We start from the raw sequence: 23,662 nt of genomic DNA, 5'->3' as shown, positions 1-23,662 counted from the left end.
GTAACAGTATCGACCCTGCTCTCGAATTGGTGAAATCCCGTGTGTGAGAAACGCGAAAAAAACCGCCGATTCAAGGGCATGTTTCAGCAACTTGCCGCCTAAACGGGCAGAGTGTTTCAATCTTCGAAGGGGTTTTCCGCGTTCAGAACAGCCTGTGTGTCAGCCCCACAGACCGGTGGTGCGCTGCGATATGTTACAGGCGTGCGTGACAGGTTCAGGGGATTCCCGATCAGTTGCACCTCGCCAGGCTCAGCTTGCATCGAGATCTGCATCTGGCGGGCAGCGACCTGATCCGAGGCAAAAACCTGATCGAGCGTCCGCACCGGGCCAACAGGGACTTTCAGGTCTTCAAGCCCCGCGATAACGCTGCCTGTATCCAGCGCCTGAACTGCCGGGCGCAGGATCGCATTCAACGCATCCCTATTTTCAAGACGGGCCGGGTTGGTGGCAAATCGGGGATCTTCGGCTAGCTCTGGCTTTTCGATGAAGCCGCAAAATCTTTTGAACTGACTGTCATTTCCAACGGCCAGAATCACGTGCCCATCCGCCGTCTGATAGACCTCGTAAGGCACAATATTGGGATGCCCGTTGCCGCGCCGCTGAGGCACTTCGCCCGAGGTCAGATAATTCACGCCCTCATTTATCAGCCAAGCGATCTGTGCATCCACCAGCGCCAGATCGATCTGCTGACCCTCGCCAGTCATGTCGCGATGACGCAGCGCAGCCAGAATACCAACGCAGGCATACATACCACACATCACGTCAGCAATTCCGACGCCTACTTTCATCGGCGCGCCTTCGGCGTCTCCGGTCAGAGACATGATCCCGCCATATCCTTGCGCCATTAGATCATATCCGGGCTTCGATGAGTTTGGGCCTGTCTGCCCGTAGCCTGAGATTGAACAATAGACGAGGTCGGGAAACTCATTGGACAAGGTTGCGTAGTCGAGCCCGTATTTCGCCAGTCCACCGGGCTTGAAATTCTCGATCAGTATATCAGCGTGCGAGGCTAGGCGTCGGACTTCTGCCTGTCCTTCGGGTGTTGCGATATCCAATGCGACCGATTTCTTGTTGCGGTTGGAGGACATGAAATATGCGCTCAGGTCCGAGCGGTTACCATCCGCATCCTCGGCGTAAGGAGGGCCCCATTGTCGCGTATCATCACCACCGGTCGCCGGGTTTTCGATTTTGATGACGGTAGCGCCAAGATCGCCCAACAACTGCGTACAAGTGGGTCCTGCCAGAATGCGAGACAGGTCCAGTACCTTGACGCCTTTCAGCGGTCCTTCAGATGCGGCCATCATATCCTCCACGGTCAATTTCCGCAGCAATGACAGTGAACTTGTCTGCTTTCAACGCCTGATCCAATGCAGCCCGCAAATCATCGCGGCTACGAACTGTGCGACCATAACCGCCGAGTGCGCGGCCTAAAGCGGCAAAGTCATGGCGGTCAAAATCCACTCCGCGATTGCCCATCTGACGCTGGCGTTGTTTCAGCTCGATCAGCGCAAGGCTGGCATCGACAAAGACCAGAAAGATTGTGTTGCCACCCAATTCGGCGGCAGTCGACAGCTCTCCTGCAACCATCAGAAACCCGGCATCGCCTGAAAAGCTGATCACGGGGCGATCCGGTTCGGCCAATTTCAGACCGATCGCCATCGGAACGGCACACCCCATGGTGCAGAGCGCCGAGGACTGGATCAACCCTCGTGCCTCCGAACACTCCCACATCTGACTGAGCAGAATGCGATGCGCGCCGCTGTCGGCCGTGGCGAGGGTCTCAGGTGGCAGAACGGCACGAGTTTCTGCGATGATCGCCGCCGGTCCCCAGTCTTCATCTGTCGGAAAAGCATTCGCCAGCGCAGCCTTGACCTGTTCAGGCTCACCATTCGGCCAAGTCTTGCCGGCAGGGTTGCCCTTGGCAATGGCCTCAAGCGTTGCGCCGGTGTCGGCGACCAGATTTAGCCCAGCCTGATGCATGTAATGATCGTTCACCACGGCTGATATGTCGATCACGCGCTTGGTTTCTGGGTCCCAGATCTCGCGCCAGCCGGGGCGCATCTCGATAGGGTCATATCCCAAACACAGTACTAGATCAGCCTGTTCCACCAGCGGGACTAGGTGCTTATCGGCCAGCGGAGACAAACCCGCCCCGCCCAGGCAGAGTGGATGATCCTCGGGCACCACCCCCTTGGCCTTGTAGGTGGTGACAAAGGGAATGTTGAAATGCTCTAAAAATGCTCGCACCACACAGCGCGAGTCGTCGTAAAGAACATCAAGACCGATGATCGCCAAAGGTCGCTCAGCCTCGGCCACCCATCGGCGGGCCTTTTCCAGACATTCCGCGCCAGGCGCGACAGGAGCAACTTTTGCCAGTCGACGACGTTTAACCCCTGATACGCGCGTATCGGCCACCGAGATAGGCACATCGATGTGTACCGGGCCGGGGCGCGCTTGGTTGGCAAGCGATACCGCCTTGTCGGCGATGATATCGGCCCCGTCGGCCGTCAGCATAAAGCTGCCTTTGGTGATCGAGCGATAGACTTGCGCGTGATCCATCACTTGATGGGTGTAGGTCAACGCCTCATCCGCGTCGACGCATCCGGTCAGCACGATCATCGGCACCCGATCCTGCAGGGCGTTGGCGACCACATTGATCCCGTTCATCGCTCCGGGCCCGAGTGTGGCCACGAGGATTGCAGGTGCACCATCGCGATGGTGGACCGCTTCGGCCATGAAACCTGCAGAGTTTTCGTGTTTTGCAAGGTGGAAAGCAATGCCCGCGCTTTCCAGCGCATCCACCAATGTCAGAACCTCGCCGCCGGGCATTCCGAACGCATGGCGGCATCCGGCCTCGAAAAGGCGTTGTGCCAACAAATCCGCAGCGCGGGGAGACAGGTCCTGCATTAATCAAGCTCCGACAAAGTTATCTGCCAGCAGATTGCGGAGGACGCGTCCGGACGCAAGCAGGTTCACGTCAGTGTGACTATTTGACGGCGTTTTCCGCCACGGCCTGAAACTTTGCGTCCAATTCTATGGCAATCTCGCGCAGAGCGTCTCCGCCCTCGTCTGCGTAAGGGGCAAAGACGAAGCTGGGTGTCTTGTAAGAAAGGGTTGCAGTGCCGTCCTCGTTCTCGGTCACGTAGAAACGGATGGGCGCTTCGATCATCGCGTTGGTCGAGGTTTCAAGAACCCGAACTGCGTAATCGTTGTTGAATGCGCCAATCACCCGGTTGCCCGGAATGGTGATACCGCGCGAGGCCGCCGCTTTGGTCGGCCCGGCCTGTGTCACAACGATCAGGCCGTTTTCCTTTACCGCGGCCTTTGTGTCATCTACGAGGGTCTCATAGCTTTTTCCGCTGGAGTAAACCGCCCATCCAGTAAGAGGTTCGATGCCGTCGGCCCAAGCAGGCATCGCCAGCAGGCAGATCGCAGCCCAAAGCGCCCTCATGTTCTTTCCCTTCCTGTTGACTGGGGAATTGATGACAGAAAAGCGCTGAAACGGGGCTCACAATCCTGTGCGCGCGTCAGGCCGCACGTTTCTTCAGCAAATAGATATCCATGATCCAGCCGTGATCAGAACGGGCCTGCGCGCGGGTATCCAGAATGTCTTGCGCCACATCCGCCAATGGGCCTTTGATCAGAATCTCTTCTTTCATGCCCACATATGCCCCCCACCAGATGTCATAATCGGTCATCTTCAGGCTCTGGAACGAGCATTCGCCATCCAGCATTACGGCCACTTTCGACGCCGTTTCAGGCCATCCATCATCGCGGATGCGACGGCCTGTGGTCACGACATAGGGCGCGCCCAGATCATTGATCGGGATCGCATGGGCTGCAGTCAACGCCTGCAACGCTGTGATTCCCGGCATAACCTGGACTTGTGGTTGCGGGTCCAGCCGCGCTGCAATTCTTAGCGAACTGTCATACAGCGACGGATCACCCCAGATCAGCAACGCCACCTTCTGCGCGTCCGGGTAGGCTGAAATCGCCTCGTGCCAGCGCAGGGCAATTGCGTCGTGCCATTCGTCGACGCCTCGGAGATAGCCGTCATCTGCCCGGCGTTTGGGAACGTCGAAATAGGCGATCCGTGCAGGTTTGTCGGTGACCTGCGTGATGATGTCTTCGCGCACACCGGCCAGATCAGCTTTGTTCTCTCCTTTTCGCGGGATCAGGATCAGGTCCGCTGATCTGATCGCCTTCGCCCCCTGAAAGGTCAGGTGGTCGGGATTACCCGTGCCGATTCCGATCAGAATCAGTTCAAACATCTTCGAACTCTGCCAGCGGGCCATACAGGATCAGGGCCGGGGCGGTTCCAACCTCGGATCGCAGCTTGTCGGACAGGTCTCCGATTGTGGAGCGCTCCAAGGATTGCTCGGGAGTTGAAACAGATTCGGCCATCAAAGCAGGCGTGTCCAACGGCAAGCTATGCGCGCTCAGGGCTTCGACCAGCAAGGGAAAAGTGCGCTTGCCCATAAATACGACCGTCGTCGCGCTAGCATCAGCCAGGGCGGGAAGGTTCAGATCGGTCGGCAATTTGCCACTTACGTCATGCCCGGTGACGAATTGAACGCGACGTGCAGTCAGGCGTCGGGTCAGAGGAATACCAGCTGCAGCTGCCGCCGCGACGGCAGAGGGGATGCCGGGAATGATCTCGTACTTGATGCCGGCTGCCTGCAACGCGACCAGTTCTTCTTCCAGTCGACCGAACAATCCTCCGTCACCGGATTTCAGGCGTACCACCTGCTGACCGGTCTGCGCATACTCCACCAACAATCGGCTGACGTGATCCTGCTTGGGCGAAGGGCGACCGGCGCGTTTGCCAACACCAACCAGATCAGCATCGTCACGCGCATGGGTCAGGATCGGGCCGCTGCTGAGATCATCAAACAGCACCGCATCGGCTTTCTGCATCCGGTCTACGGCCTTGAGCGTTAGTAGCTCCGGATCACCCGGACCGGAGCCAATGAAAGAGACAAAACCGGTCATGCCGAGGCCTCTGCAATAAGATGGAAAAATGTGCCGGTGACATTGCCACGTCGCGATCCTGTCTGAGGGCCTTCGGCCCCCTCGGCATCGAAGACTCGCGCAAGAGGAGCGTCAGGTTGTTCGATGATCGAGGAATAGTGGAACTCATGTCCGCGCAAGGCGGTACCCTTGGCAAAGCCCGGCATCGACGCCAAAAGCTCAGCCCTACGATAGCCAAGGTTGAATTTGCGCTTTTGGTATGAGGTTTGCAGACCCAACAACCCTGCCATCTGATGTGGCGCGCCTTCCTTGTCGACCAGAACTTCCCCCAATGCCATGTACCCCCCGCATTCACCATGCACAGGTCGCGTTTCCGCGTGTTTGCGCAGCCCGGTCAAGAATGTATCTGCTGCCGCCAATGTTCCTGCGTGCAGCTCGGGATAGCCCCCCGGTAGCCAGACCAGTTCAGCGTCTGCAGCTGGCGCTTCGTTTGCCAGTGGCGAAAAGGGCAGTATTTCTGCACCGGCGCTGCGCCACCCTTCCAGCAGATGCGGGTAGGTAAATGAAAACGCTGCATCACGGGCCAGTGCGATCCGCTGCGCCGGGGGTCGCGGCAGCGCGGCTGACGATGGCCTAGCAGGGCCTGAGGAGGCCGCCCGTTTGATCGCAACCAAATCGACATGTTCACGCAGGAATGCGGCATATCCGGCGATTGCCGTTTCCAGATCCGGATGCTCAACCGCCTGGATCAGGCCTAGATGTCTTTCGGGCAGGGTCAGATCACCTCGGCGCGGAAGAACGCCCAGAACCGGCAATCCAGCCCGTTCCATGCCCAGCCGCGTCAGCCGCTCATGTCTTGGGCTGGCACAGCGGTTCAGGATCACGCCGGCAAAAGGTAGATCGGGGTTATACATCCGAAAGCCAAGCGCGGTCGCCGCCGCCGATTGCGCTTGTCCTCCGACATCCAGGACCAGAACGACCGGCCATCCCATGCGCAGCGCCGTTTCAGCGCTCGACCCATGCCCCAGCTCTCCGGGTTTGGCGACGCCATCAAACAAACCCATTGAGCCTTCGGCCACCACAATATCCGCGCCCGTGGCCTGCTCAGAGATCGCGCTTAGCAGCGGCTCCCCCATCGCCCAGCTATCCAGATTGAACGAGGCACGGCCCGCTGCAGCGCGGTGAAACGCCGGATCTATATAGTCCGGCCCGCTTTTGAACGGTTGTACGGTCAAGCCGTCCTCGGCCAAAGCCCGGAGCAATCCCAGCATGACAGTGGTCTTGCCTGTACCCGATGACGGAGCGGAAATCAGTATTCCGGGGGGGTTAGTCATCACCATGGCTCCAGCTCGACCACGGACTGTCGGCGCTTTGAGGGCGATAGCGGCGGTCATATGTCTTGGAATACAGACAGCTTTCGTCAAACCCTTCACCTGCAAGCGCCGGACCAACCATGATCAGTGCGGTGCGCGAGATGCTGTTGTCCAGTGACTCCTTCAACGTGGCAAGCGTTGCGCGGATGATCTTCTCATCCGGCCAACTAGCGCGGTAGACCACGGCGACCGGGCAGTCTGTCCCATAGGCAGGTGTCAGGTCGGCGATGACGTTATCCAGATTTCCGATCGAAAGGTGGATAGCCAAAGTCGCACCTGTTTTAGCGAAGTTTTTCAGTGTCTCGCCTTCCGGCATCGAAGACGCACGCCCGGGCGTGCGGGTCAAGACCACTGATTGCGCCAGACCGGGCAGTGTCAGCTCGGTCCCGAGCGCTGCAGCCGCAGCCGCAAACGAGGGTACACCGGGCGTGACGCTGACCGGGACACCCATCTCTTTCAGACGTCTGATTTGCTCACCCATCGCCGACCAGACCGAGAGGTCCCCGGAATGCAGCCGCGCCACGTCCTGTCCAGCTTTATGCGCTGCTTCGATTTCGGCCATGATCTGATCCAGATCCATGGGTGCGGTGTTTACGATCTTCGCGCCTTTGGGGCAGTGGCCCAGAATCTCCTCGGGTACCAATGAACCCGCATAAAGGCACACCGGGCAGGAGGCGATGATATCGCGCCCGCGCAGGGTCAGCAGGTCGGCGGCGCCCGGTCCGGCGCCGATGAAATGAACGGTCATGTCTGTCCTCCGATGGCGACGGCGCAGGTTGCAAGCCGGTCGTCCGAGATTTGTCTGGGTGAAATCAGCCGCGCGCCATGTCCGGCGGCGGCAAGAGCGGATGCTTCGGCCACGCTGCCGGTGCCATATGTGGCGCGACTGCGGGTTGAGCAAGTAAGTGTGCGTTGTTCGGCAAGATCATTTGCCGGAATGAAATGTACCGGCAGCTCAGTTGCTTCTGCAAGCGCGGCAAGTGCGGTGTGTCCGTCCTTGTCCGCAACGGTCGCAAGGGCATCGACAGTTTTTCCTGTCGAGGCAAGCTCGAAAGCGGCACGAAGACTGGCCAGCGTAGCAGAGGATGAGAAACCTAACCCCGCGACGATCATAACGTGAGGCTCCACTGCACCACTGGGTAGGCAGATTTCCAGCCTCGCCGTGGACCAAGCGCAGCTGCCTGCGCCAGTTCGATGCGCAGCAGGTCTCCGCCGAGCTTGTCGTGCCATTCAGCTAGTAACGCTTCGCTTTCCAATGTCACCGCGTTGGCGATCAGCCGCGTGCCGGCCTGAAGATTAGCGTGTAGCCAGTTCAGCAGATCCGCACTCAGACCGCCACCGATGAACACCACATCGGGTCGGTCAAGATCAGCCAACGACTCTGGTGCAGAACCGTGCACAACGCACAACCGATCCTGCCCTAACGTATTGGCATTGCGGCGAATGCGTTCGGCCCGATCAGCACGCGGCTCGATAGTCGTTGCAGTTAGCGTCGGATCACACATCAGCCACTCGATGCTGATCGAACCGGTGCCACCACCGATATCCCACAGATGCTCACCCCGATGAGGGGCAAGCGCCGACAGGGTTAGCGCGCGAATGGGGCGCTTGGTGATCTGGCCGTCGGTTTCAAAGATGTCATCGGGCTTTCCCGAGGCTTTGGGAAAGGCACGCCCAGTACCCGCGACATCAAGACCGACACAAACCGGATGTTCGAAGGTTCCAAGCAACGCCTCGGTCAGCGACACGCTGCGCGCGCGTTCACGGGGGCCACCGAGCGCTTCCATGACGTGCAGAGTGCAATCGGCAAAATCGGTTTCGCCCAGATAGGTCGCAAGCTCGGCTACGGCTTTGCCGTCGCGCAGCAAGAGAATCGCGCGCAGGCCGGGTGCCAAGTGAGGGCGAAGGCGCGTCAGAGGCGCGGCATGTAGCCCGAAGGTCAACGTGTTTTCAAGCGGCCAACCAAGCCGCGCAGCAGCAAGCGAAAAGGTCGACTGGCCGGGTAGGGCAATCCATTCGTTCGTTTCGAAATTACGCGCGATAACGGACCCGGCCCCGAACCAGAACGGATCACCCGAGGCCAGCACAACGGTTTGCCGACCGCGCAATGCGGTCAGAATTGGCAGGCCATCGGCAAATGGGACCGGCCATTCAATCCGTTCCGCCGCGCTGTCTGGGATCAACGACAGGTGGCGTGTCGGACCCATGACAATCTCAGCGCGGTCCAGCACTTGACGGCTTGCAGGGGACAGGCCATCCAGTCCATCTTCGCCCAAACCCAGAACGGTCAACCACGGAGTTTCAGACATGCCCAACCTCCTTATTCTTGGTGGCACGACCGAGGCGAATGCTCTGGCAAAATCGGTTGCCGATCAAGGCATTCCCGCTACATATTCCTACGCCGGACGTGTCGATAACCCGTGCTCGCAACCCGTGCCGATGCGCGTGGGCGGGTTTGGTGGTGCAGCGGGACTGGCGCGGTACATTCACGAGCACGGCGTCACCCATGTTGTCGATGCGACTCATCCCTTTGCGGCGCAGATGAGCCGAAATGCGGTGGAAGCCTGTGCGGGGGGCGCAACGCCCTTGGCCGCTTTGACGCGACCTGCTTGGGTCGCGCAAGACGGGGACAACTGGCAGCACGTACCGGATATTGAAGGTGCGGTTGAAGCTCTGGCCGGTCCAGCCCGCCGCGTCTTCCTGGCAGTTGGCCGCATGCATCTTCATGACTTCGCAGCCCAACCTCAGCATCACTATCTTTTGCGGCTTGTAGACGATCCGGACGCATTGCCGCTTCCGAAAAGCGATGTGATCGTTTCGCGGGGCCCGTTTACTGTTGAAGAGGACCGGGCCTTGATGGAACGTCACCATACGCAATTGATTGTATCCAAGAATGCGGGTGGCACCGGCGCGCGGGCCAAACTGGATGCCGCAAGGGCGCTGGGCTTGCCGGTTCTGATGATAGACCGTCCGACCCTGCCGAAACGGACCGAGTTGGCAAATGTCACGCAGGTCTTGGACTGGCTGGCGCATACTTAATCCTTGGCCAGCGTGAATCTCGGGGTGTAGACGATCGGGGCGCTGTTGCGCTCGACTATGCGTGTCAGGGACGAGCCGACGATGACGACGGTCTGCATGTCCGCCATATCTGCCGTGGCTTCTTCCAGAGTTGAAATCCGCAAAGCCTCATCCTCGCGGGATACAGCGCGTGCGAACAGGATCAGGCGTTCCGGCTCACATTCTTCCCGCAGGATTTCCAGCGTTTTTTCAAACCCTTCCGGTCGAGACTTCGAGCGAGGGTTATAGAACGCCATGGCGAAATCGCCCTGCGCGGCAAGTCGGAGGCGCTTTTCGATCAGTGGCCATGGCTTCAGGTTGTCGCTCAGGTTGATGGCGCAGAAATCATGCCCTAAAGGTGCCCCAGCGCGGGCCGAAGCCGCCAGCATCGCAGTGATCCCCGGCAATACTTCGATCTGTATGTCGCGCCAGTCTTTCGGCCCGTTTTCAAGCGCTTCAAACACCGCAGCGGCCATTGCAAACACGCCGGGATCCCCTGACGAGACTACAACGACGCGTTTACCGTCGGCCGCCATTTGCAAAGCGTGCTGAGAGCGGTCGATCTCGACCCGGTTATCGCTGGCGTGCAGGGTCAACCCCTCTCGCTCGGCCACCCGAGCAACATAAGGGATGTAGCCAACCACGTCCGTCGCTTCTGCCAGAGCGGCAGTGACTTCGGGAGTGACCAGTGCTTCGTTTCCAGGCCCAAGGCCAGCGATCTTGACCCAACCGCTCATGGTCGGCGTCCCTGTCCATGAACCAGAATGATTGAGAAATAGGGCGTGATCCCTTCGCAATTATCAGACAGTTTGCAGACCCGTTGGTTCGGCATCTGAGCGTATTCGACGATCCACGCGCGGTCATACAGCCCGGCCTGTTTCAGCGCGCGCTTTACCTTGTCGAAGTTCCGCCCGATCTTCATGACAACCAGCGCGTCGGTCTGGGTCATGCGTTCAGTCAGCGTATCCTCGGGCAAGGTTCCAACAAGAACCGTGAGGACATCGTCGCCCCAAGTTATCGGGTCACCGGTTGCGGTCCAAGCGCCGGACATGCCAGTTATGGCAGGTACGACTTCGACTTCAGATATGTCTCGTAATCGATTGTAAAGGTGCATAAATGATCCATAGAAGAACGGATCGCCTTCGCACAGGACCACTACATCCTCACCATTTTCGGTAAGCGATTTCAGATGTGCGGCACAGTCTTCGTAAAACACCGAAAGGAGTTCATTATACCTTGGATCCGTCACCGGGATTTCGGTTGTTACCGGGTACTCCATTGGAAACTCGATGGCGTCGCCGGGGATCATTCCATTGACGATCTTGCGGGCCTGACCCGTGCGCCCAGGTTTGCGAAAAAAAGCCACGTGGCGTGCATTGCGCAGCAGGCGGTCCGCACGGACACTCATCAGGTCCGGATCGCCGGGGCCGAGGCCCACGCCGTATATTTTACCCCCGCTCATTCCGCGCGGCTCGCGATGGCGTTGATTGCGGCTACGGTGATCGCACTGCCTCCCAAACGGCCTTTGACGATGCAGGAGGGTACGGGCTGCGCCTCCCACAAGGCATCCTTGGACTCGACCGCTCCGACGAAGCCCACCGGGCAGCCGATAATGGCAGCGGGGCGTGGGTAGTCGGGATCTTCCAACATGTTCAGCAGGTGGAAAAGCGCGGTAGGGGCGTTACCGATCGCGACCAGTGCTCCTTCCAGATGCGGACGCCACAGCTCTAGCGCGGCGGCAGAGCGCGTGTTGCTCATTTCAGCAGCCAGAGGGCGAACACGCTCGTCATGCAGGGTGCAGATCACTTCGTTGTCAGCGGGCAGGCGAAAGCGGGTGACGCCTTCGCTGACCATGCGGGCATCACACAGGATCGGCGCGCCATTTTCCAGCGCGGAACGCGCTGCCGAGACAAAACCGTCCGAGAAATGGACGAACTCTTCCAGCCCGACCATCCCTGCGGCGTGGATCATCCGAACGGCGACCTGTTCTTCATCGGCATCGAACCGGGCCAGATCAGCCTCGGATCGGATGGTGGCAAAGCTCTGCTTGTAGATCGCCGCGCCGTCGGTTTCGTATTCATAGGGCATCAGGTGAAGTCCATGGTCATGAGTGTTTCTTCGGTCAGGCCGCGTTGGCAGGGCTCATCCCCCGCGCGGCCTTGTTTGACAAGGTCAAATCGTCCGGAATTACCAACCAAAGTGACATCGGCCGGACCCATTCGGGCGCATCCCTTGGCGCAGCCCGACACATGCAGGCTGCCTGCAACGCGCGCGGCCAGGGCGCGCGCCACACCGCGGGTTTCGACCTGCGCCTGCGGGCAGTATGGCGCGCCGGGGCAGGCGTCGGTTGTTCTCAGCGGGTCGGTGCCATCTGTGACAAAGTCAAGGGCGGGTATCGCCGTCCCGCCTTCCAACAGGAACAGCCGCCATGGTGTGACCCGCAGGGCAGTGGCGTTGCTGTTTTCGATCAGCAAATGGAGTTGCCGCGCCGGTAGCTGCCCAAAGGCAGCGCCATAGAGTGTCCCCTGCACGCAGGCTCCCGGCTGAAGAGGCACGCCAATGGGGCCGGGCGCGCTGCCTTGCCACTCGCTGGGCAAACCATATGTGGCAACGGTCCGCGCCATGCGGCGGGTCTCGGTTGTGTGGGTTTGCGCAAACCACTGCGCCAACGCGATCATTAGGTCGATGGCTTGGGCTTCGCTTACCGCTCGCCCGGTTTCAGCCCCGTCCGCGCGCAAGATCAGGCCGCCTGAACCGAGTTCAAGCCGGATATCAGCCGAGTCATCGGCCAATAAACGCTCGGAACCTGTGTCGATGGCAAAGCCGAACTTGGCAGGTAAATCCGGAAGCTCGGCCAGACGCTGGATCAATTCCTGTGTCAGCCGAGCGGTCAGATCACCGGCTTCATAGAGTGGCGAGACCAGAATGTTGCGGCGAATTTCGATTCCGGGTTCGGCGTCCAGCAGGTTCAGCGAGGAAAGCGCGGCCAACAAGGATTGATGGTCGGTTTCCTTTACTCCACGCAGCTGAAGGTTGGCGCGGTTGGTAAGGTCGATCGTGCCATTGCCGAACCGTTCCGCCAATTCGCACAGCCCTATCGCCTGTTGGGCATCCAGGCGCGCCAGCCGAGGGCGCACACGCACGACCAGCCCATCACCGGACATCATCGGGCGATGGGCACCGGGGCACCAGCCCTGCACGATGGGCGCACTCATCCCAACCCCTCCAGGTCGGCGCGGATCGAGTTCCGGCGGGTATGCCATAGCCCTGCCTCCAGCAGTGCCCGGAACCGATCCTGCATGGCCTGATGTGCTTGCGGGTTTGCCTGTTGCAGGAAGGCGTCGACCTCTTCATTGCCCAGCGTGGCGTCGTGGTACAGATCGAACAGATGCGGTGCGACTGTGCCGGACAGATGCGCGAAAGATGCCATATGATCCAGCGTCGCCGCGATTTCAGCGGCACCACGAAACCCGTGCCGCTGCATTCCGGCAATCCATCCCGGGTTGGCGGCGCGGGCATAGACGACGCGGCTGATTTCCTCGGGCAGGGTGCGGGCGCGCGGGTTGTCCGGGTTGGTATTGTCCAGATGATAAAGCTGCGCAGTACCGCCGGTGATTTTCTTGGCGGCGGCAAATCCGGCCTCGTGCGTTGCATAATCATTGGCCAGCAGCAAGTCCGTCTCGGTCAGGTCCTGTAGGTGCACAAAGCTGTCGGCGTTGGCGACGCGTTGCGAGATACCGTCCTTATCCTGCGCGATGTGTTCACCTTCCAAAGCGAAGGAACTGGCGTCCAGCCAAGCCTCACCCGCCTGCACGCGTGCCTCATCCGTATAGGTTTCGGACAGATGAGTCATGTTCAGACCATAGCTGCCGGGGGCTGGCCCATAGACCCGCGCCGCAGGCTCCTGACCGGCGTAAGGATTCCAATCGGGTGCTTCATCTCGTTTGGTCAATGCGCGGACAGCCTGACCGTACAGCGCGGAAAGCGTCGGGAACACGTCCCGGAAAAGACCTGAGACGCGCAATGTTACGTCCAGTCGCGGGCGGCTGAGATCGGTGATCGGCAACACTTCGATGCCCGAGACCCGCTCAGACCCTTTATCCCAAACCGGCTTCACCCCCAGCAGGTGCAGCGCCAGGGCGAATTCCTCGCCCGCTGTGCGCATAGTGGCCGAACCCCATAGATCGACGATCAAGCCCTTGGGGTAGTCGCCTTCTTCTTGCAGGTGCCGCCGAACCAGTTCCTCAGCGAGCTTGACGCCTTGTGTATAGGCCGCGCGCGTGGGAACCGAGCGCGGGTCGGTCGTGAAAAGATTCCGCCCGGTCGGCAATACATCCGTACGTCCGCGATAGGGGGATCCGGACGGCCCGGCCTCGATCCGTTTGCCCGCTAAAGCGTCAATCAGGGCAGAGCGTTCAGCTTGGGCTGAGGGGGCAGCGTCGAAATTACCCGTCACATCGGGGACGCGCCCAAAGATATGCAGCCCATCTCCGAATTGGCTTTCCTTGATGTCGCAGACAAATCGGTCAATGCGCGTGATCGCCTCGGCGGTACAGGTGGCCTGATCGAGGCCAAGATCGCTTTCCAGCCCGATCGCCTGCGCCTCGTCCCGGATATCTTCCTGCAGGCGATCGCGGCGTTTGGGGTCTAGCCCGTCCGCGTTCGAGAACTCGTCCAACAGCGATTCCAGCCGCACCATGCGATCTGGTGTGCCGCTTTCCTTCATCGGGGGTGGGATATGGCCCAACGTAACCGCCCCGATCCGACGCTTGGCCTGCGCGGCCTCGCCGGGGTCGTTGACTATGAAGGGGTAGATCACCGGCAGATCGCCGATTAACGCCTCGGGCCAACATTCGTTGCACAAGGCGACTGATTTTCCCGGCAACCATTCCAGCGTGCCATGTGCGCCGATATGGATCAGCGCATCCGCGACCAATCCTTTGCGCAGCCACAAGTAAAAGGCGACGTAGGCGTGGCGCGGTGTGCGCGACAGATCGTGATAGTCGTCATCGCGCAGTTCGGGTGTGCCGCGCTCGGGCTGCAGCGCGATCAGAGCCTTTCCGCGACGCAGCGCAGTGAAGTGGAACGCGCCATTTGTGAAAGCAGGGTCGTCTTCGGGAGTGCCCCAAACCTTATTGAGATCGGCGCGGAGTGTTTCCGGCAGCGCCGCCAGCGCCGCCTGATAATCCTCTAGCGGCCATGAAATCCGGGCATCAAGAAGAGTTTCAGCAATCGGCTCGGCAGGCGCGGTGTCATACCCTTCGCCTTGCAGATCGAGCAACATTGCCTCAGCCGAGGCCAGCGCATCCAGACCCACTGCATGTGCCATCTGCCAGTCTTTGCCGGGATAGGTCGATAGTACCAGCGCCGGAACCTGCTCCGCTTTGGGTTTGTCGTGAAGGTTCAGCCAGCCGGAGATGCGGTTGATGATGGCTTCGATCCGTTCGGGTTCAGCCCGATGAGCGAAGCGAGAATACTCGAGATGCGGGTCGCGTTTGCCCGGCTCTTTGAAGGATACGATGCCCGCGTTGATCCGCCCGTCCACTTCCGGAAGGACCACATGCATGGCAAGATCAGCTGGTGAAAGGCCACGTTCCGCTTCGGCCCACGCTTTGCGGCGTGACGTGGCCAGCGCGACCTGAAAGACCGGCACCTCTGCCACATCGAGAGGTGAGGTGCCTGATGCGCCCTTGCCTGAGAATGAGGTGGCGTTGACGATCGCCGAAGGCTTCAGCGCCACAATGGTCTCGCGCAGCCAATCGGCGGCATTTGGTGCTTTGAGCGACGGGGCAAACAGGCCGACGGCCTCAAAACCTCGCGCGCGCAAGCTGCGGATCAGCGCTGCGATTGGGGCTGTGTCCGCCGAGGTCAGATAAGCACGATAGAAGGTTACGATGATACGTTTCGCATCACCGGGCAGAGCGTTTTCTGCAGGGATCACGCCGCGATCTGGGCACCAGGCACCGCATTCAGGGATGGTCTTCGCGCCCATGACCGGACCTGCATACAACCCCGCAGCCAGTGCCATCTGCGCCAGAGCGGCCTGCGCTGCGACCTCACCGCCGGTGTCGCACAGATGCGCCAGCCGCCGCAGGGTCGAGACAGGCAGGGTAGAGTAATCATCCAGCCGCGTATCCTCGCGACCGTCTGCGGGCAGCACGGCCAGTGCAATCCCTTTGGCCTGCGCCAGCGCCAGAACCTGCTGCAAGCCGTAGGCCCAATAGGGCACTCCACCGATCAGACGGATCAGGATGCCCTTTGCGCCCTCCAGTGTCTGCTCGACATATGTGTCGACTGAGAGGGGATGCTTCAGCGCCGTCAGATTGGCCAGCCGCATCGTTGGCATGCGTCCTTCAGGCCCACTTCCACGATGCCATCCCGCCGCGAAAGCGCCAAGGTCACTGTCGGAAAAGGACAGCACCACAAGGTCCGCCGGGCTCTGACCCAGATCGGTCGGGGTCTCGGTTTCTTCGAGCCCATGGCTTTCGCGGAAGACGACGTGCATAAGTCTTACTCGGCAGCCTCGGTTACACCCACAAGGATATCGCGGATCTCGGCCTCTTTGATATCGTCATGCTCGGCAATGACCACAATGCGCGAGCGACGGTCTTCGCCGGACTCCCACGGGCGGTCATATTGGTGACGCACGCGCGCACCGACGGCCTGAACCAGTAGGCGCATGGGCTTGCCCTGAACGGCGGCATAGCCTTTGACGCGCAGGATATTCAACTCGTTGGCCAATCGTTCAATCTTGGCGACCAGATCAATCGGATCGATTTGCTCGGGCAGTTCAACGATGATGCTTTCGAAATCGTCATGCTCGTGATCGTGATGGCCGTCGTGATGGCTGGGACGCGCGTCCATGTCATCCTCGGCCGCGGCTTCTAGACCCAGCACGACGCGGACGTCCACGGCACCCTCGGCCACTTCGACCACGGGCATGGGGCGGGGCGCTTCGGCGGCGATGATCTCTTTCGCTTTCGCAACGCCTTCCGGGCCAGCCAGATCGGGCTTGGTCAGCAGAATGATGTCGGCGCAGGAAATCTGATCCTCGAACACCTCGGACAAGGGAGTTTCATGATCAATCGAGTCATCTGCCATGCGTTGCGCATCCACCGCCTCGACATTCGGAGCGAACCGACCAGCGGCCACGGCCTCGGCATCGGCCAGAGCAATCACGCCATCGACGGTGATTTTCGAGCGGATATCGGGCCAGTCGAACGCCTTTAGCAGCGGTTTTGGCAGGGCAAGACCGGAGGTTTCGATCAGGATGTGATCGGGGCGCGGCTCTAGTGCCATCAGGGCTTCGATGGTCGGGATGAAGTCATCGGCGACGGTGCAGCAGATGCAGCCATTGGCCAGTTCCATGATGTTTTCCGCGGGGCAATCAGGAATGGCGCAGGATTTCAGGATATCGCCATCGACGCCGACATCACCGAATTCATTGACGACCACCGCCAGACGCTTGCCCTGCGGGTTCTGCATCAGGTGACGTACCAGAGTGGTTTTGCCCGAGCCCAAAAAGCCGGTGATCACAGTGACGGGGAGTTTCTCAAGGTTGCTCATTTCAGGGCTCCAATCGGGGGAATGCGGGCCGCACAGTTTTTGCGGAAATGTTCGGGACGTTCGCGCCATTTGACCAATCCGTCCTCGGTGGCGAGGTATTTGGCTGCGCCTTCGACGATGGTTTCAACATGGTCGATCTCGTTCAGATGCTCATACACGAAAGTCCAGCGATCCGGTCCTCCGCGTAGCACGATCGAGCAGCCTTCATCGCAATTCGACAGGCATTCCACAGCTTTCAAGGTAATGCCTTCGGGCAGGCCCGCCTGTTCAAGCGCCTTGTGCAGCAACGTGCCGGGGCGCTGGGCGTCATCCTCGACAGGCAGCCCGCGACGGCAGGTAGTGCAAACCAGCAGTTCGACCGGTGCGGTCTCGGTCATGTCTCTCATCCCCCCAAATCCTCTTCGTGGGGGACGGGGTTTCATGCGGGCCGATCACAGCCCCACACCGGAACACCCCGTCCGGTTTCATCTTCGGGCGTTGGCAGGTCTCCCGGCTTGCGGATGTCAGAGGAGGCCTCTGTCGGATGTCCCGCCTTCCCGGCCATACTGCCAGTGGCTTTGGGCACCCTCTCCGGTCACGGTCGCGGGGGCGGCTGCGTTTGACGGCAAAAACCGCTGACGCATTCCCTTTTCATCTGCTCTCGCAGACACCAACGAAAGGGACATGCGGCAGGGCAGGGTTGCTTGTCAAGCGAGTCGCGCCGATCCGTGAAAAAGCGGATAAAAAGCGACCTGTCGGGGTCGCTGGGCGGCATGATACTTCTGCAACGACGTGCTGGCATGGCAGCAAGATGCGAACAGGAGGATACCGCGCATGAAAGTAGGGTTTATCGGGCTGGGGAATGTAGGGGGCAAGCTATCTGGATCGCTGCTACGAAACGGTATCGATCTGACGGTTCATGACCTGAACCCGGATCTGGTGACCGAATTCGTCGCCAAGGGTGCCAAAGCCGCCAAAAGCCCGGCGCAACTGATGCGCGATTGCGATGCTGTTATAACCTGTTTGCCTTCTCCTGCGGCCTCGGATGCGGTGATGCAGGAAATGTTGCCAGAGGTCGGCCCTGGCAAAATCTGGATGGAAATGTCGACCACTGACGAAGCCGAAGTCAAACGCCTTGGCGCAATGGTCATCGAACGAGGCGGCGCAGCGGTGGATTGCCCGGTTTCGGGCGGATGTCACCGGGCAGCGACGGGTAATATCTCGATCTTCGCAGGCTGTGATCGTGAGACTTTTGAACGTATCCTGCCATTCCTGACCACCATGGGGCGGCGCATTCTGCACACGGGCGATCTGGGCTCGGCCTCTGTTCTGAAGGTGTTGACCAATTATCTGGCTACCGCCAACCTGATCACCTGCGCCGAGGCATTGGTGACAGCCAAGGCCGCCGGCATGGACCTTGGAACCACCTATGAGGCGATTAAGATATCGTCAGGCACATCCTTCGTGCACGAGACCGAAAGTCAGGTCATCCTGAACGGCTCGCGCGATATTTCCTTCACCATGGACCTGGTGAAAAAAGATATCGGTCTGTTTCAGGAGGTCGCCGACCGTGCCGGAGTTCCTCTTGAGATAAACCCATTGATGATCAAGATTTTCGAAGATGGCATCGCGCGATATGGTGAACGTGAATTGTCCCCGAACATCATCAGGCGGCTAGAGGACGCGACCGGACTGGAGATCCAGGCGCCAGGGTTCCCAACCGAGATGCTGGACGACGAGCCAGAAGAACCGGGTTATGAGGTGATCCCACAGAATCGGTAGATAGATTAATCGGCAAGCATTGCGGCTGTCTGGCGACCTGGTTGGACAAAATTCTGGTGCTATTCTAAATAGGTCGACAGGAGTCCGACACCGGCACAGGCAAGAGAACAACTTATGACGAATGAGACCTTTCTCATCGTAACAACGATGAAAAACGAAGGGCCTTTCATGATCGATTGGGTGGCCTACAACCACGCAATCGGTTTTGATGACATTCTGATTTATACCAATGATTGCGCTGATGGTACCGATGCCATGGGTGACCGGTTGCAAGTGCTTGGCTGGGCTCACCACCAACGAAACAGACTGGGTCCGCGCGCTGCGCCTCAGGTTCGTGCATTTTCGCTTGCGCGGAATCACCCAAGCTATCTGTCTTCGGATTGGATTCTCAGTTTGGATGTGGACGAGTATATCAATATCCGTTTGCCCAATAGTGATATAAGAAGCCTCGTTGAGGCCAGCGGCGTGGCGGACGCGATCTCGATCTGCTGGCGCATGTTCGGAAACGCAGGTCAGAACGATTTCGTTGATCGACCTGTACCTGAGACTTTCTTTCTGGCCGCCACGGAAGACGGCTATCCGCATCACCGGACCAAAGGGTTCAAAACGCTGTTCCGCAACAATGGGAAATTCAGCCGTTTTCGCGCCCATCGTCCCAGGATCAATCCAGAAGATGCACCGAACCCTGACGCACCATACGAAGGGGTGTTGTGGCGGGATTCGGGCGGGAACCTCTACCCAGCAGACCAAGTGAAATGGAAAGCATGGCGTGGTTTCAGCCATGAATTCGCGCGCATTCATCATTATGCTGTGCGCAGCACTGATAGCTTTTTGGTCAAGCGCGACCGTGGGCGCACCAATCATGTGGGGCAGGATCAAGGGCTCAAATACTGGCTCATGATGAACCACAATGATGTTGAGGATCGCTCAATTCTGGAACACATGCCGGCTATGCACGACATCAAATCTGAGATGATGGCAGATCCGCAATTGGCAGACCTCCATCACCAAGCATGTGAGTGGCACAGGTCGAAAGCCGAAGAATTGAGAGCCAGACCGGACTGGGTTGATCTGGTTGAAGCGTTGCAAAATTCCTCTACCGGAGAAGACGTCTATGGGTGAAGCTGTATCTGCTGAGGATCGCCGCAAGAAGCAAGCTGAGCAGCGCGAGCGGAAGGATTCCCTGCGGCGCGAAATGCTCAAGGCCATGCCGCATGGACGGCTGAGCGTTGAAATTGGCGTTTGGAAGGGCGAGTTTTCGCGGATTCTGCTGGAAGAGCTGCAGCCCTCGAAATTGTGCCTCATCGATCCCTGGCAAGTACAGCAAGATCCGGATGGCGGTGCTTCGCTTGCCGGAGCGCGCACGCAAAAGGATATGGATCGGATCTACGATGCAGTAACGGGTAAATACAGTACCGAGATCGCCAAGGGGCAAGTTTCGATCATTCGCGACTATTCGCAACCGGCGCTGCGTTTGTTTGAAGATCAAAGCATCGGGTTTGCCTATTTGGACGGCGACCATTCCTACGAGGGAGTAAAGACGGATCTGAGTGCTTTGCTGCCCAAGATGATCGAAGGCGGCGTAATCATGCTTGACGATTATCACAGGCGCGGTTGGTGGAAAGATGACGTGATGCGTGCATTCCACGAATTCCTCGGGGCAAATTCTGCGGGGCTGCGGCTCAAGGCCATCATGGGGGCGCAGGTGGCCGTCGAGAAACTTTGAGCCGAGATCATTTTTCTGATTATAGATTCGTGCGACGTAACCCAGGCTGGCTAGTGTCTTCCAGCGTCAACAGTGTTAAGCAACAAGTTCAGCGATGACGGATAGGGTTGTTGTCTAAGTCCGATCATCTTTGAATAGCGGCACTTTCCCAGGCAGACAGGAACTTCCTGCGCTTCAGCGTATCGAGGAACGTCAACAACGCAGGGTCCAGCGCTATCGCTGCGCTTTCGGTCGTGGAGTCCTGCGTGTCCAGAAGTGGCAGTGCTGCCAGTGATTCCGGATTCAGCGTGGTCAGGTGCCGGACAAAGGTTTCCGCTTCCTCCGGCAAGCGGCTTTTGCCAGTTACCATGGCGGTTCGCATCATCGTCGTCTGAAAATCGGAAGGCAGAATGATCTGAAGGGCATCCTTTCCTTCTGTTCGTACCGCCGCATAACTGCCAAGCACGTTGTAGGCCACCGCGATTGTACCATCCGCCAGGTCGTTAATCATGTCGCCCGAACAACAATACAGCCGCACATCCAGGCCGCCCAAAACCTCCATCAAGCGCCAATAGGTTTCCGAGGCGCGGGCGTCCTGCGTGGCGAACAAATAGCCCAATCCCGACTGGCGCACGTCATAAGTGCCGACTTTGCCCCGAAAATCATCCGGGCGGGCACGCAGCGCTTCGATCAGTTCCTGCCGCGTTTGCGGCATTGGTTGTCCTTCGAACGCGGTGCGGTTGACAACGATGGTTGCGGGTTCCGAAGTGAAGGCGAACAGGCTTTGATGCCATTGCGCCCAAGGGGGGTGCGGAAGATCGTTAAGCGCCAGCGCATATCCGTCATTCGCGAGCTTCAGTTGCAGGTCCATCGCGCTGGAAACGACAACGTCGAACGCTTCTGGCGTGGCTCGGACGCGTCGGTCGATATCGGCCGTGCCGGTCACCAGATATTCGACCGATATCGCTGGATTCTGGGCGACGAAATCCTCGATCAGCGGCGCAAACAGGGCGGTATCGGTGCTGGAAATGACCCGCAGTCGGGGGCCGTCGGCACTTTCGTTGAATATTTGTCGGTCTTCCCAATCCTGAGCCCCTGCGCCGCTGGCGAATAGGCACAGGATCAGAGTGACAAGATAACGCATGCGCCGCCCTCCGCTTTGTTTGACAGTACCAGCGTGCCGCCATGGGCGACCGCGACGTCCTGGGCAATGGTTAGCCCGAGGCCCGATCCGATGGTTCCCGCCGCGTTCTGACCACGTTCGAAACGTCTTGTGAGCGTTTCGATTTCATCTGGCGGAAAGCCTGGCCCCTGGTCACTGACCGTGATCCGGGCTGTGGGTGACCCTGCGACATCGATGACTACGGTACTGTCCGCTGGCGCATATTTAAGCGCATTGTCTACCATGTTCCGCACCGCATTTTGGATGAGGATGGGGTCGCCCGAATACATGACCTGCGGATCGCCGCTCAAAGCAAGCGAAAGGTCTTTCATTTCAGCGATGGGCGTCAAGCGCTGGACAAGTTCACGGATCAGAGTCACCAGATCGATATCCTCGCGCTCCAGATGGTCGGCGCGGAATGTGATCATGGCGTGATCCAGTAGTTGCCCCGCAGCCCTAGAGCTTTCGTCGATGGCGCGCATCATTGATCTTAACGCCTCGCGGTTGTCTTCTCTCTCGACCCGTTGCAGCGTCGCCTCGGCATAAGACCTGACCGTTGCCAGCGGGGTGCGGACCCTATGGGCGGCCTCGGCGATAAAGTCCTCGGATTGGCTGAGAGACTGGTCCAGGCGTCCCATAAGCGAATTCAGCGATGACACCAAAGGCGCCATTTCACGCGGTACTGGTTTTTTGAATGGGCTGAGATCTTGCGGTCCCCGACGGGTGACGGATGTCGTTAATCTGTCGAGCTGACCAATGGTGGCCGAACTCACCCAGAAGGACAATACAGCCGCAAGCACAAAGAACCCCAATCCCAAAAGGCCGGCATTGCGTGAGATTTGATCCAGCGTCTCCGACAGCGCATCTTGGGTCTGTCCCAAGGCCACTTCGATTTCTGTCTGATTTCCCAGCCCGACCAGTGTGCGGCTGGCACTGACCTGACGAACGTTTTCACCACGCACCTCACCGAAGCGAAAGGTCCACTTTCCATCAGCGGGTCCTTGAGTTGGGGTCAGGTCTTCGTAGCCGGACAGGAACTCGCCATCCTGAAAGATCGCATAAAACACCCGGTCGTCCGACGGCGTGCTCAGCATTGAAAAGGCAGCATAGGGGATATCGACTTCAAGCTCGCCTCCGCGCAGCGCCGCGGCGTCGAGGATCGAGGTGACTGAGGCACCCAGAATGTTGTCCTGACCTTGCTGGGCAACCTGAACTGCATAGTCGCGGACAGCAAAGAACAGCACAAGGGCCAGAATCGCGGCACCGCCGATTAGCGTTAGCGCAAGACGGTTTCGTAGTGATCCGGAAACGTTTGGATTAGTTGCCATGATCCAGCCTGTAGCCCAAACCGCGCAACGTTGTGATCCTGAGGTCCGATTTTTCCAGATGCTTTCGCAGTCGGCCGACATAGACCTCGATGGCATTGTCCGAAACATTGTCGTCGTAGGAGAACAACCGGTCCGCCAGCTTCTGCTTAGAAAACACCTGACCGGGGGCGTTGATCAGCAGTTCCAACAAGCGCAGTTCGCGGTTGCGAAGCGAGACGATGTCGTCGCCCACCGTCAAATGACCCGCAACCGGATCAAAGACGACGCCGCCAATTTCAATCGTCGTTTTGGTCTTGCCGGATTTGCGTCTAAGCACTGCGCGGCAGCGCGCCTCAAGTTCGGCATGGTCGAAGGGCTTGGTGACATAATCGTCCGCCCCAAGATCGAGTGAGCCGATTCGATCCGACACTTGACTGCGGGCGGTCAGAACGATGACAGGTGTGTCCAGATGGCTGGCGCGATGCCGTTTGAGGAAATCGCGCCCGTCCCCGTCGGGAAGCATGATGTCCAGCAGGATCAGGTCATACTCATCGATTTCAACAAAGGCCACAGCATCTTCTATTTTCTCTGCGTGATCAACCACATGCCCGTCCAGTCGCATGCGCGAACTTATGGCATTGGCGAGGTCCAGATTGTCTTCGACCAAGAGGAATTTCATCGGGATCCAATAGTAATTTCACCCATGACAGGTTGATGTCAGGTTGATGTGTTTAGGTTTCGAATAATCTGAGCCGCACTG

At 59.0% G+C, this 23,662-nt stretch carries 23 protein-coding genes and 1 riboswitch; of the genes, 4 read left to right on the top strand and 19 right to left on the bottom strand.

Annotated features, from left to right (window positions below; translation table 11 throughout):
- Positions 1-116: 116 nt before the first annotated feature.
- The 9 genes from ACR0I1_RS11970 to cbiE all read right to left on the bottom strand — a co-directional run bounded on the left by ACR0I1_RS11970 (position 117) and on the right by cbiE (position 8,653).
- On the bottom strand, positions 117-1,301 hold the full coding sequence (locus ACR0I1_RS11970) for a CoA transferase (RefSeq protein WP_170648107.1): 1,185 nt from the start codon (positions 1,299-1,301) through the stop codon (positions 117-119).
- Positions 1,288-2,907: a thiamine pyrophosphate-binding protein gene (locus ACR0I1_RS11965; protein ID WP_480706639.1), complete on the bottom strand. Its 1,620-nt coding sequence runs from the start codon at positions 2,905-2,907 to the stop codon at positions 1,288-1,290. Before ACR0I1_RS11965 ends, ACR0I1_RS11970 begins: the two co-directional genes overlap by 14 nt.
- A gap of 79 nt (positions 2,908-2,986) precedes the next feature.
- On the bottom strand, positions 2,987-3,451 hold the full coding sequence (locus ACR0I1_RS11960; RefSeq protein ID WP_170401258.1) for a DUF302 domain-containing protein: 465 nt from the start codon (positions 3,449-3,451) through the stop codon (positions 2,987-2,989).
- Positions 3,452-3,527: 76 nt separating this feature from the next.
- The gene (gene cobF, locus ACR0I1_RS11955; protein WP_170512199.1) at positions 3,528-4,271 is read right to left on the bottom strand and encodes a precorrin-6A synthase (deacetylating); all 744 of its coding nucleotides are present in this window, start codon (positions 4,269-4,271) and stop codon (positions 3,528-3,530) included.
- Positions 4,264-4,992, bottom strand: a complete 729-nt coding sequence (gene cobA, locus ACR0I1_RS11950) for a uroporphyrinogen-III C-methyltransferase (RefSeq protein ID WP_480706636.1) — start codon at positions 4,990-4,992, stop codon at positions 4,264-4,266. Before cobA ends, cobF begins: the two co-directional genes overlap by 8 nt.
- A complete protein-coding gene (locus tag ACR0I1_RS11945; protein WP_480706980.1) occupies positions 4,989-6,311 on the bottom strand; it encodes a cobyrinic acid a,c-diamide synthase CobB in 1,323 nt (440 codons plus the stop codon). The genes cobA and ACR0I1_RS11945 overlap by 4 nt, the downstream gene beginning before the upstream one ends.
- The gene (gene cobM / locus ACR0I1_RS11940) at positions 6,298-7,092 is read right to left on the bottom strand and encodes a precorrin-4 C(11)-methyltransferase (protein WP_480562342.1); all 795 of its coding nucleotides are present in this window, start codon (positions 7,090-7,092) and stop codon (positions 6,298-6,300) included. The genes ACR0I1_RS11945 and cobM overlap by 14 nt, the downstream gene beginning before the upstream one ends.
- The gene (locus ACR0I1_RS11935; RefSeq protein ID WP_170391855.1) at positions 7,089-7,457 is read right to left on the bottom strand and encodes a cobalamin biosynthesis protein; all 369 of its coding nucleotides are present in this window, start codon (positions 7,455-7,457) and stop codon (positions 7,089-7,091) included. Before ACR0I1_RS11935 ends, cobM begins: the two co-directional genes overlap by 4 nt.
- A complete protein-coding gene (cbiE, locus tag ACR0I1_RS11930; protein WP_480706634.1) occupies positions 7,454-8,653 on the bottom strand; it encodes a precorrin-6y C5,15-methyltransferase (decarboxylating) subunit CbiE in 1,200 nt (399 codons plus the stop codon). The genes ACR0I1_RS11935 and cbiE overlap by 4 nt, the downstream gene beginning before the upstream one ends.
- On the opposite strand from cbiE, the gene ACR0I1_RS11925 reads away from it, so the two are divergent.
- Positions 8,652-9,383 carry a cobalt-precorrin-6A reductase gene (locus ACR0I1_RS11925; protein ID WP_480706632.1) on the top strand — a complete coding sequence of 244 codons (732 nt, stop codon included), beginning with the start codon at positions 8,652-8,654 and terminating at the stop codon, positions 9,381-9,383. The two genes, cbiE and ACR0I1_RS11925, sit on opposite strands and share 2 nt — an antisense overlap.
- Here the strand turns inward: ACR0I1_RS11925 and cobJ are convergent.
- From cobJ to ACR0I1_RS11890, 7 genes are read right to left on the bottom strand one after another with little or no spacing between them, the layout of a single operon-like run.
- Complete coding sequence (gene cobJ, locus ACR0I1_RS11920; RefSeq protein WP_170732866.1) at positions 9,380-10,138, bottom strand: precorrin-3B C(17)-methyltransferase; 759 nt, start codon at positions 10,136-10,138, stop codon at positions 9,380-9,382. The genes ACR0I1_RS11925 and cobJ overlap by 4 nt on opposite strands.
- On the bottom strand, positions 10,135-10,863 hold the full coding sequence (locus ACR0I1_RS11915; RefSeq protein WP_170401239.1) for a precorrin-2 C(20)-methyltransferase: 729 nt from the start codon (positions 10,861-10,863) through the stop codon (positions 10,135-10,137). The genes cobJ and ACR0I1_RS11915 overlap by 4 nt, the downstream gene beginning before the upstream one ends.
- Positions 10,860-11,489, bottom strand: coding sequence for a precorrin-8X methylmutase (locus ACR0I1_RS11910; RefSeq protein ID WP_480706630.1), 630 nt, complete (start codon positions 11,487-11,489; stop codon positions 10,860-10,862). Before ACR0I1_RS11910 ends, ACR0I1_RS11915 begins: the two co-directional genes overlap by 4 nt.
- Positions 11,489-12,616, bottom strand: coding sequence for a precorrin-3B synthase (gene cobG / locus ACR0I1_RS11905; RefSeq protein WP_480591747.1), 1,128 nt, complete (start codon positions 12,614-12,616; stop codon positions 11,489-11,491). Before cobG ends, ACR0I1_RS11910 begins: the two co-directional genes overlap by 1 nt.
- On the bottom strand, positions 12,613-15,906 hold the full coding sequence (gene cobN, locus ACR0I1_RS11900) for a cobaltochelatase subunit CobN (protein ID WP_480706628.1): 3,294 nt from the start codon (positions 15,904-15,906) through the stop codon (positions 12,613-12,615). The genes cobG and cobN overlap by 4 nt, the downstream gene beginning before the upstream one ends.
- A gap of 5 nt (positions 15,907-15,911) precedes the next feature.
- Entirely contained in the window at positions 15,912-16,967 is a 1,056-nt protein-coding gene (gene cobW / locus ACR0I1_RS11895; RefSeq protein ID WP_480706626.1) for a cobalamin biosynthesis protein CobW, read from the bottom strand.
- Complete coding sequence (locus ACR0I1_RS11890) at positions 16,964-17,344, bottom strand: DUF1636 family protein (RefSeq protein WP_170391837.1); 381 nt, start codon at positions 17,342-17,344, stop codon at positions 16,964-16,966. Before ACR0I1_RS11890 ends, cobW begins: the two co-directional genes overlap by 4 nt.
- 85 nt (positions 17,345-17,429) lie before the next feature.
- Positions 17,430-17,636, bottom strand: a riboswitch (cobalamin riboswitch).
- Positions 17,637-17,741: 105 nt separating this feature from the next.
- Between ACR0I1_RS11890 and ACR0I1_RS11885 the strand changes: the two genes are divergently transcribed.
- From ACR0I1_RS11885 to ACR0I1_RS11875, 3 genes are all read left to right on the top strand, one after another.
- Positions 17,742-18,728 carry an NAD(P)-dependent oxidoreductase gene (locus ACR0I1_RS11885; protein WP_480439222.1) on the top strand — a complete coding sequence of 329 codons (987 nt, stop codon included), beginning with the start codon at positions 17,742-17,744 and terminating at the stop codon, positions 18,726-18,728.
- Positions 18,729-18,842: 114 nt separating this feature from the next.
- A complete protein-coding gene (locus ACR0I1_RS11880; protein WP_480706624.1) occupies positions 18,843-19,850 on the top strand; it encodes a glycosyltransferase family 2 protein in 1,008 nt (335 codons plus the stop codon).
- Positions 19,843-20,454: a class I SAM-dependent methyltransferase gene (locus tag ACR0I1_RS11875; RefSeq protein WP_480706622.1), complete on the top strand. Its 612-nt coding sequence runs from the start codon at positions 19,843-19,845 to the stop codon at positions 20,452-20,454. Before ACR0I1_RS11880 ends, ACR0I1_RS11875 begins: the two co-directional genes overlap by 8 nt.
- A 124-nt stretch (positions 20,455-20,578) precedes the next feature.
- Here ACR0I1_RS11875 and ACR0I1_RS11870 read toward each other — a convergent pair whose 3' ends face one another.
- The 3 genes from ACR0I1_RS11870 to ACR0I1_RS11860 are packed head-to-tail and all read right to left on the bottom strand — an operon-like array spanning position 20,579 to position 23,581.
- A complete protein-coding gene (locus tag ACR0I1_RS11870) occupies positions 20,579-21,577 on the bottom strand; it encodes an ABC transporter substrate-binding protein (protein ID WP_170391831.1) in 999 nt (332 codons plus the stop codon).
- On the bottom strand, positions 21,556-22,923 hold the full coding sequence (locus tag ACR0I1_RS11865) for a sensor histidine kinase (RefSeq protein ID WP_170420953.1): 1,368 nt from the start codon (positions 22,921-22,923) through the stop codon (positions 21,556-21,558). Before ACR0I1_RS11865 ends, ACR0I1_RS11870 begins: the two co-directional genes overlap by 22 nt.
- Complete coding sequence (locus ACR0I1_RS11860) at positions 22,913-23,581, bottom strand: response regulator transcription factor (RefSeq protein ID WP_170420955.1); 669 nt, start codon at positions 23,579-23,581, stop codon at positions 22,913-22,915. The genes ACR0I1_RS11865 and ACR0I1_RS11860 overlap by 11 nt, the downstream gene beginning before the upstream one ends.
- Positions 23,582-23,662 lie beyond the last annotated feature (81 nt).

Source organism: Ruegeria sp. B11 (genome assembly GCF_056539785.1).
Note: the sequence above shows the minus strand (reverse complement) of the source record. Positions and strands in the feature narration are given on the sequence as shown.

What these genes read in the sequence shown, in the direction of transcription:
- ACR0I1_RS11970 (WP_170648107.1), bottom strand. Translation starts at nt 1,301, where the DNA reads ATGGCCGCATCTGAAGGACCGCTGAAAGGCGTCAAGGTACTGGACCTG.
- ACR0I1_RS11965 (WP_480706639.1), bottom strand. Translation starts at nt 2,907, where the DNA reads ATGCAGGACCTGTCTCCCCGCGCTGCGGATTTGTTGGCACAACGCCTT.
- ACR0I1_RS11960 (WP_170401258.1), bottom strand. Translation starts at nt 3,451, where the DNA reads ATGAGGGCGCTTTGGGCTGCGATCTGCCTGCTGGCGATGCCTGCTTGG.
- cobF (WP_170512199.1), bottom strand. Translation starts at nt 4,271, where the DNA reads ATGTTTGAACTGATTCTGATCGGAATCGGCACGGGTAATCCCGACCAC.
- cobA (WP_480706636.1), bottom strand. Translation starts at nt 4,992, where the DNA reads ATGACCGGTTTTGTCTCTTTCATTGGCTCCGGTCCGGGTGATCCGGAG.
- ACR0I1_RS11945 (WP_480706980.1), bottom strand. Translation starts at nt 6,311, where the DNA reads ATGGTGATGACTAACCCCCCCGGAATACTGATTTCCGCTCCGTCATCG.
- cobM (WP_480562342.1), bottom strand. Translation starts at nt 7,092, where the DNA reads ATGACCGTTCATTTCATCGGCGCCGGACCGGGCGCCGCCGACCTGCTG.
- ACR0I1_RS11935 (WP_170391855.1), bottom strand. Translation starts at nt 7,457, where the DNA reads ATGATCGTCGCGGGGTTAGGTTTCTCATCCTCTGCTACGCTGGCCAGT.
- ACR0I1_RS11925 (WP_480706632.1), top strand. Translation starts at nt 8,652, where the DNA reads ATGCCCAACCTCCTTATTCTTGGTGGCACGACCGAGGCGAATGCTCTG.
- cbiE (WP_480706634.1), bottom strand. Translation starts at nt 8,653, where the DNA reads ATGTCTGAAACTCCGTGGTTGACCGTTCTGGGTTTGGGCGAAGATGGA.
- cobJ (WP_170732866.1), bottom strand. Translation starts at nt 10,138, where the DNA reads ATGAGCGGTTGGGTCAAGATCGCTGGCCTTGGGCCTGGAAACGAAGCA.
- ACR0I1_RS11915 (WP_170401239.1), bottom strand. Translation starts at nt 10,863, where the DNA reads ATGAGCGGGGGTAAAATATACGGCGTGGGCCTCGGCCCCGGCGATCCG.
- ACR0I1_RS11910 (WP_480706630.1), bottom strand. Translation starts at nt 11,489, where the DNA reads ATGCCCTATGAATACGAAACCGACGGCGCGGCGATCTACAAGCAGAGC.
- cobG (WP_480591747.1), bottom strand. Translation starts at nt 12,616, where the DNA reads ATGAGTGCGCCCATCGTGCAGGGCTGGTGCCCCGGTGCCCATCGCCCG.
- cobN (WP_480706628.1), bottom strand. Translation starts at nt 15,906, where the DNA reads ATGCACGTCGTCTTCCGCGAAAGCCATGGGCTCGAAGAAACCGAGACC.
- cobW (WP_480706626.1), bottom strand. Translation starts at nt 16,967, where the DNA reads ATGAGCAACCTTGAGAAACTCCCCGTCACTGTGATCACCGGCTTTTTG.
- ACR0I1_RS11890 (WP_170391837.1), bottom strand. Translation starts at nt 17,344, where the DNA reads ATGACCGAGACCGCACCGGTCGAACTGCTGGTTTGCACTACCTGCCGT.
- ACR0I1_RS11880 (WP_480706624.1), top strand. Translation starts at nt 18,843, where the DNA reads ATGACGAATGAGACCTTTCTCATCGTAACAACGATGAAAAACGAAGGG.
- ACR0I1_RS11875 (WP_480706622.1), top strand. Translation starts at nt 19,843, where the DNA reads ATGGGTGAAGCTGTATCTGCTGAGGATCGCCGCAAGAAGCAAGCTGAG.
- ACR0I1_RS11870 (WP_170391831.1), bottom strand. Translation starts at nt 21,577, where the DNA reads ATGCGTTATCTTGTCACTCTGATCCTGTGCCTATTCGCCAGCGGCGCA.
- ACR0I1_RS11865 (WP_170420953.1), bottom strand. Translation starts at nt 22,923, where the DNA reads ATGGCAACTAATCCAAACGTTTCCGGATCACTACGAAACCGTCTTGCG.
- ACR0I1_RS11860 (WP_170420955.1), bottom strand. Translation starts at nt 23,581, where the DNA reads ATGAAATTCCTCTTGGTCGAAGACAATCTGGACCTCGCCAATGCCATA.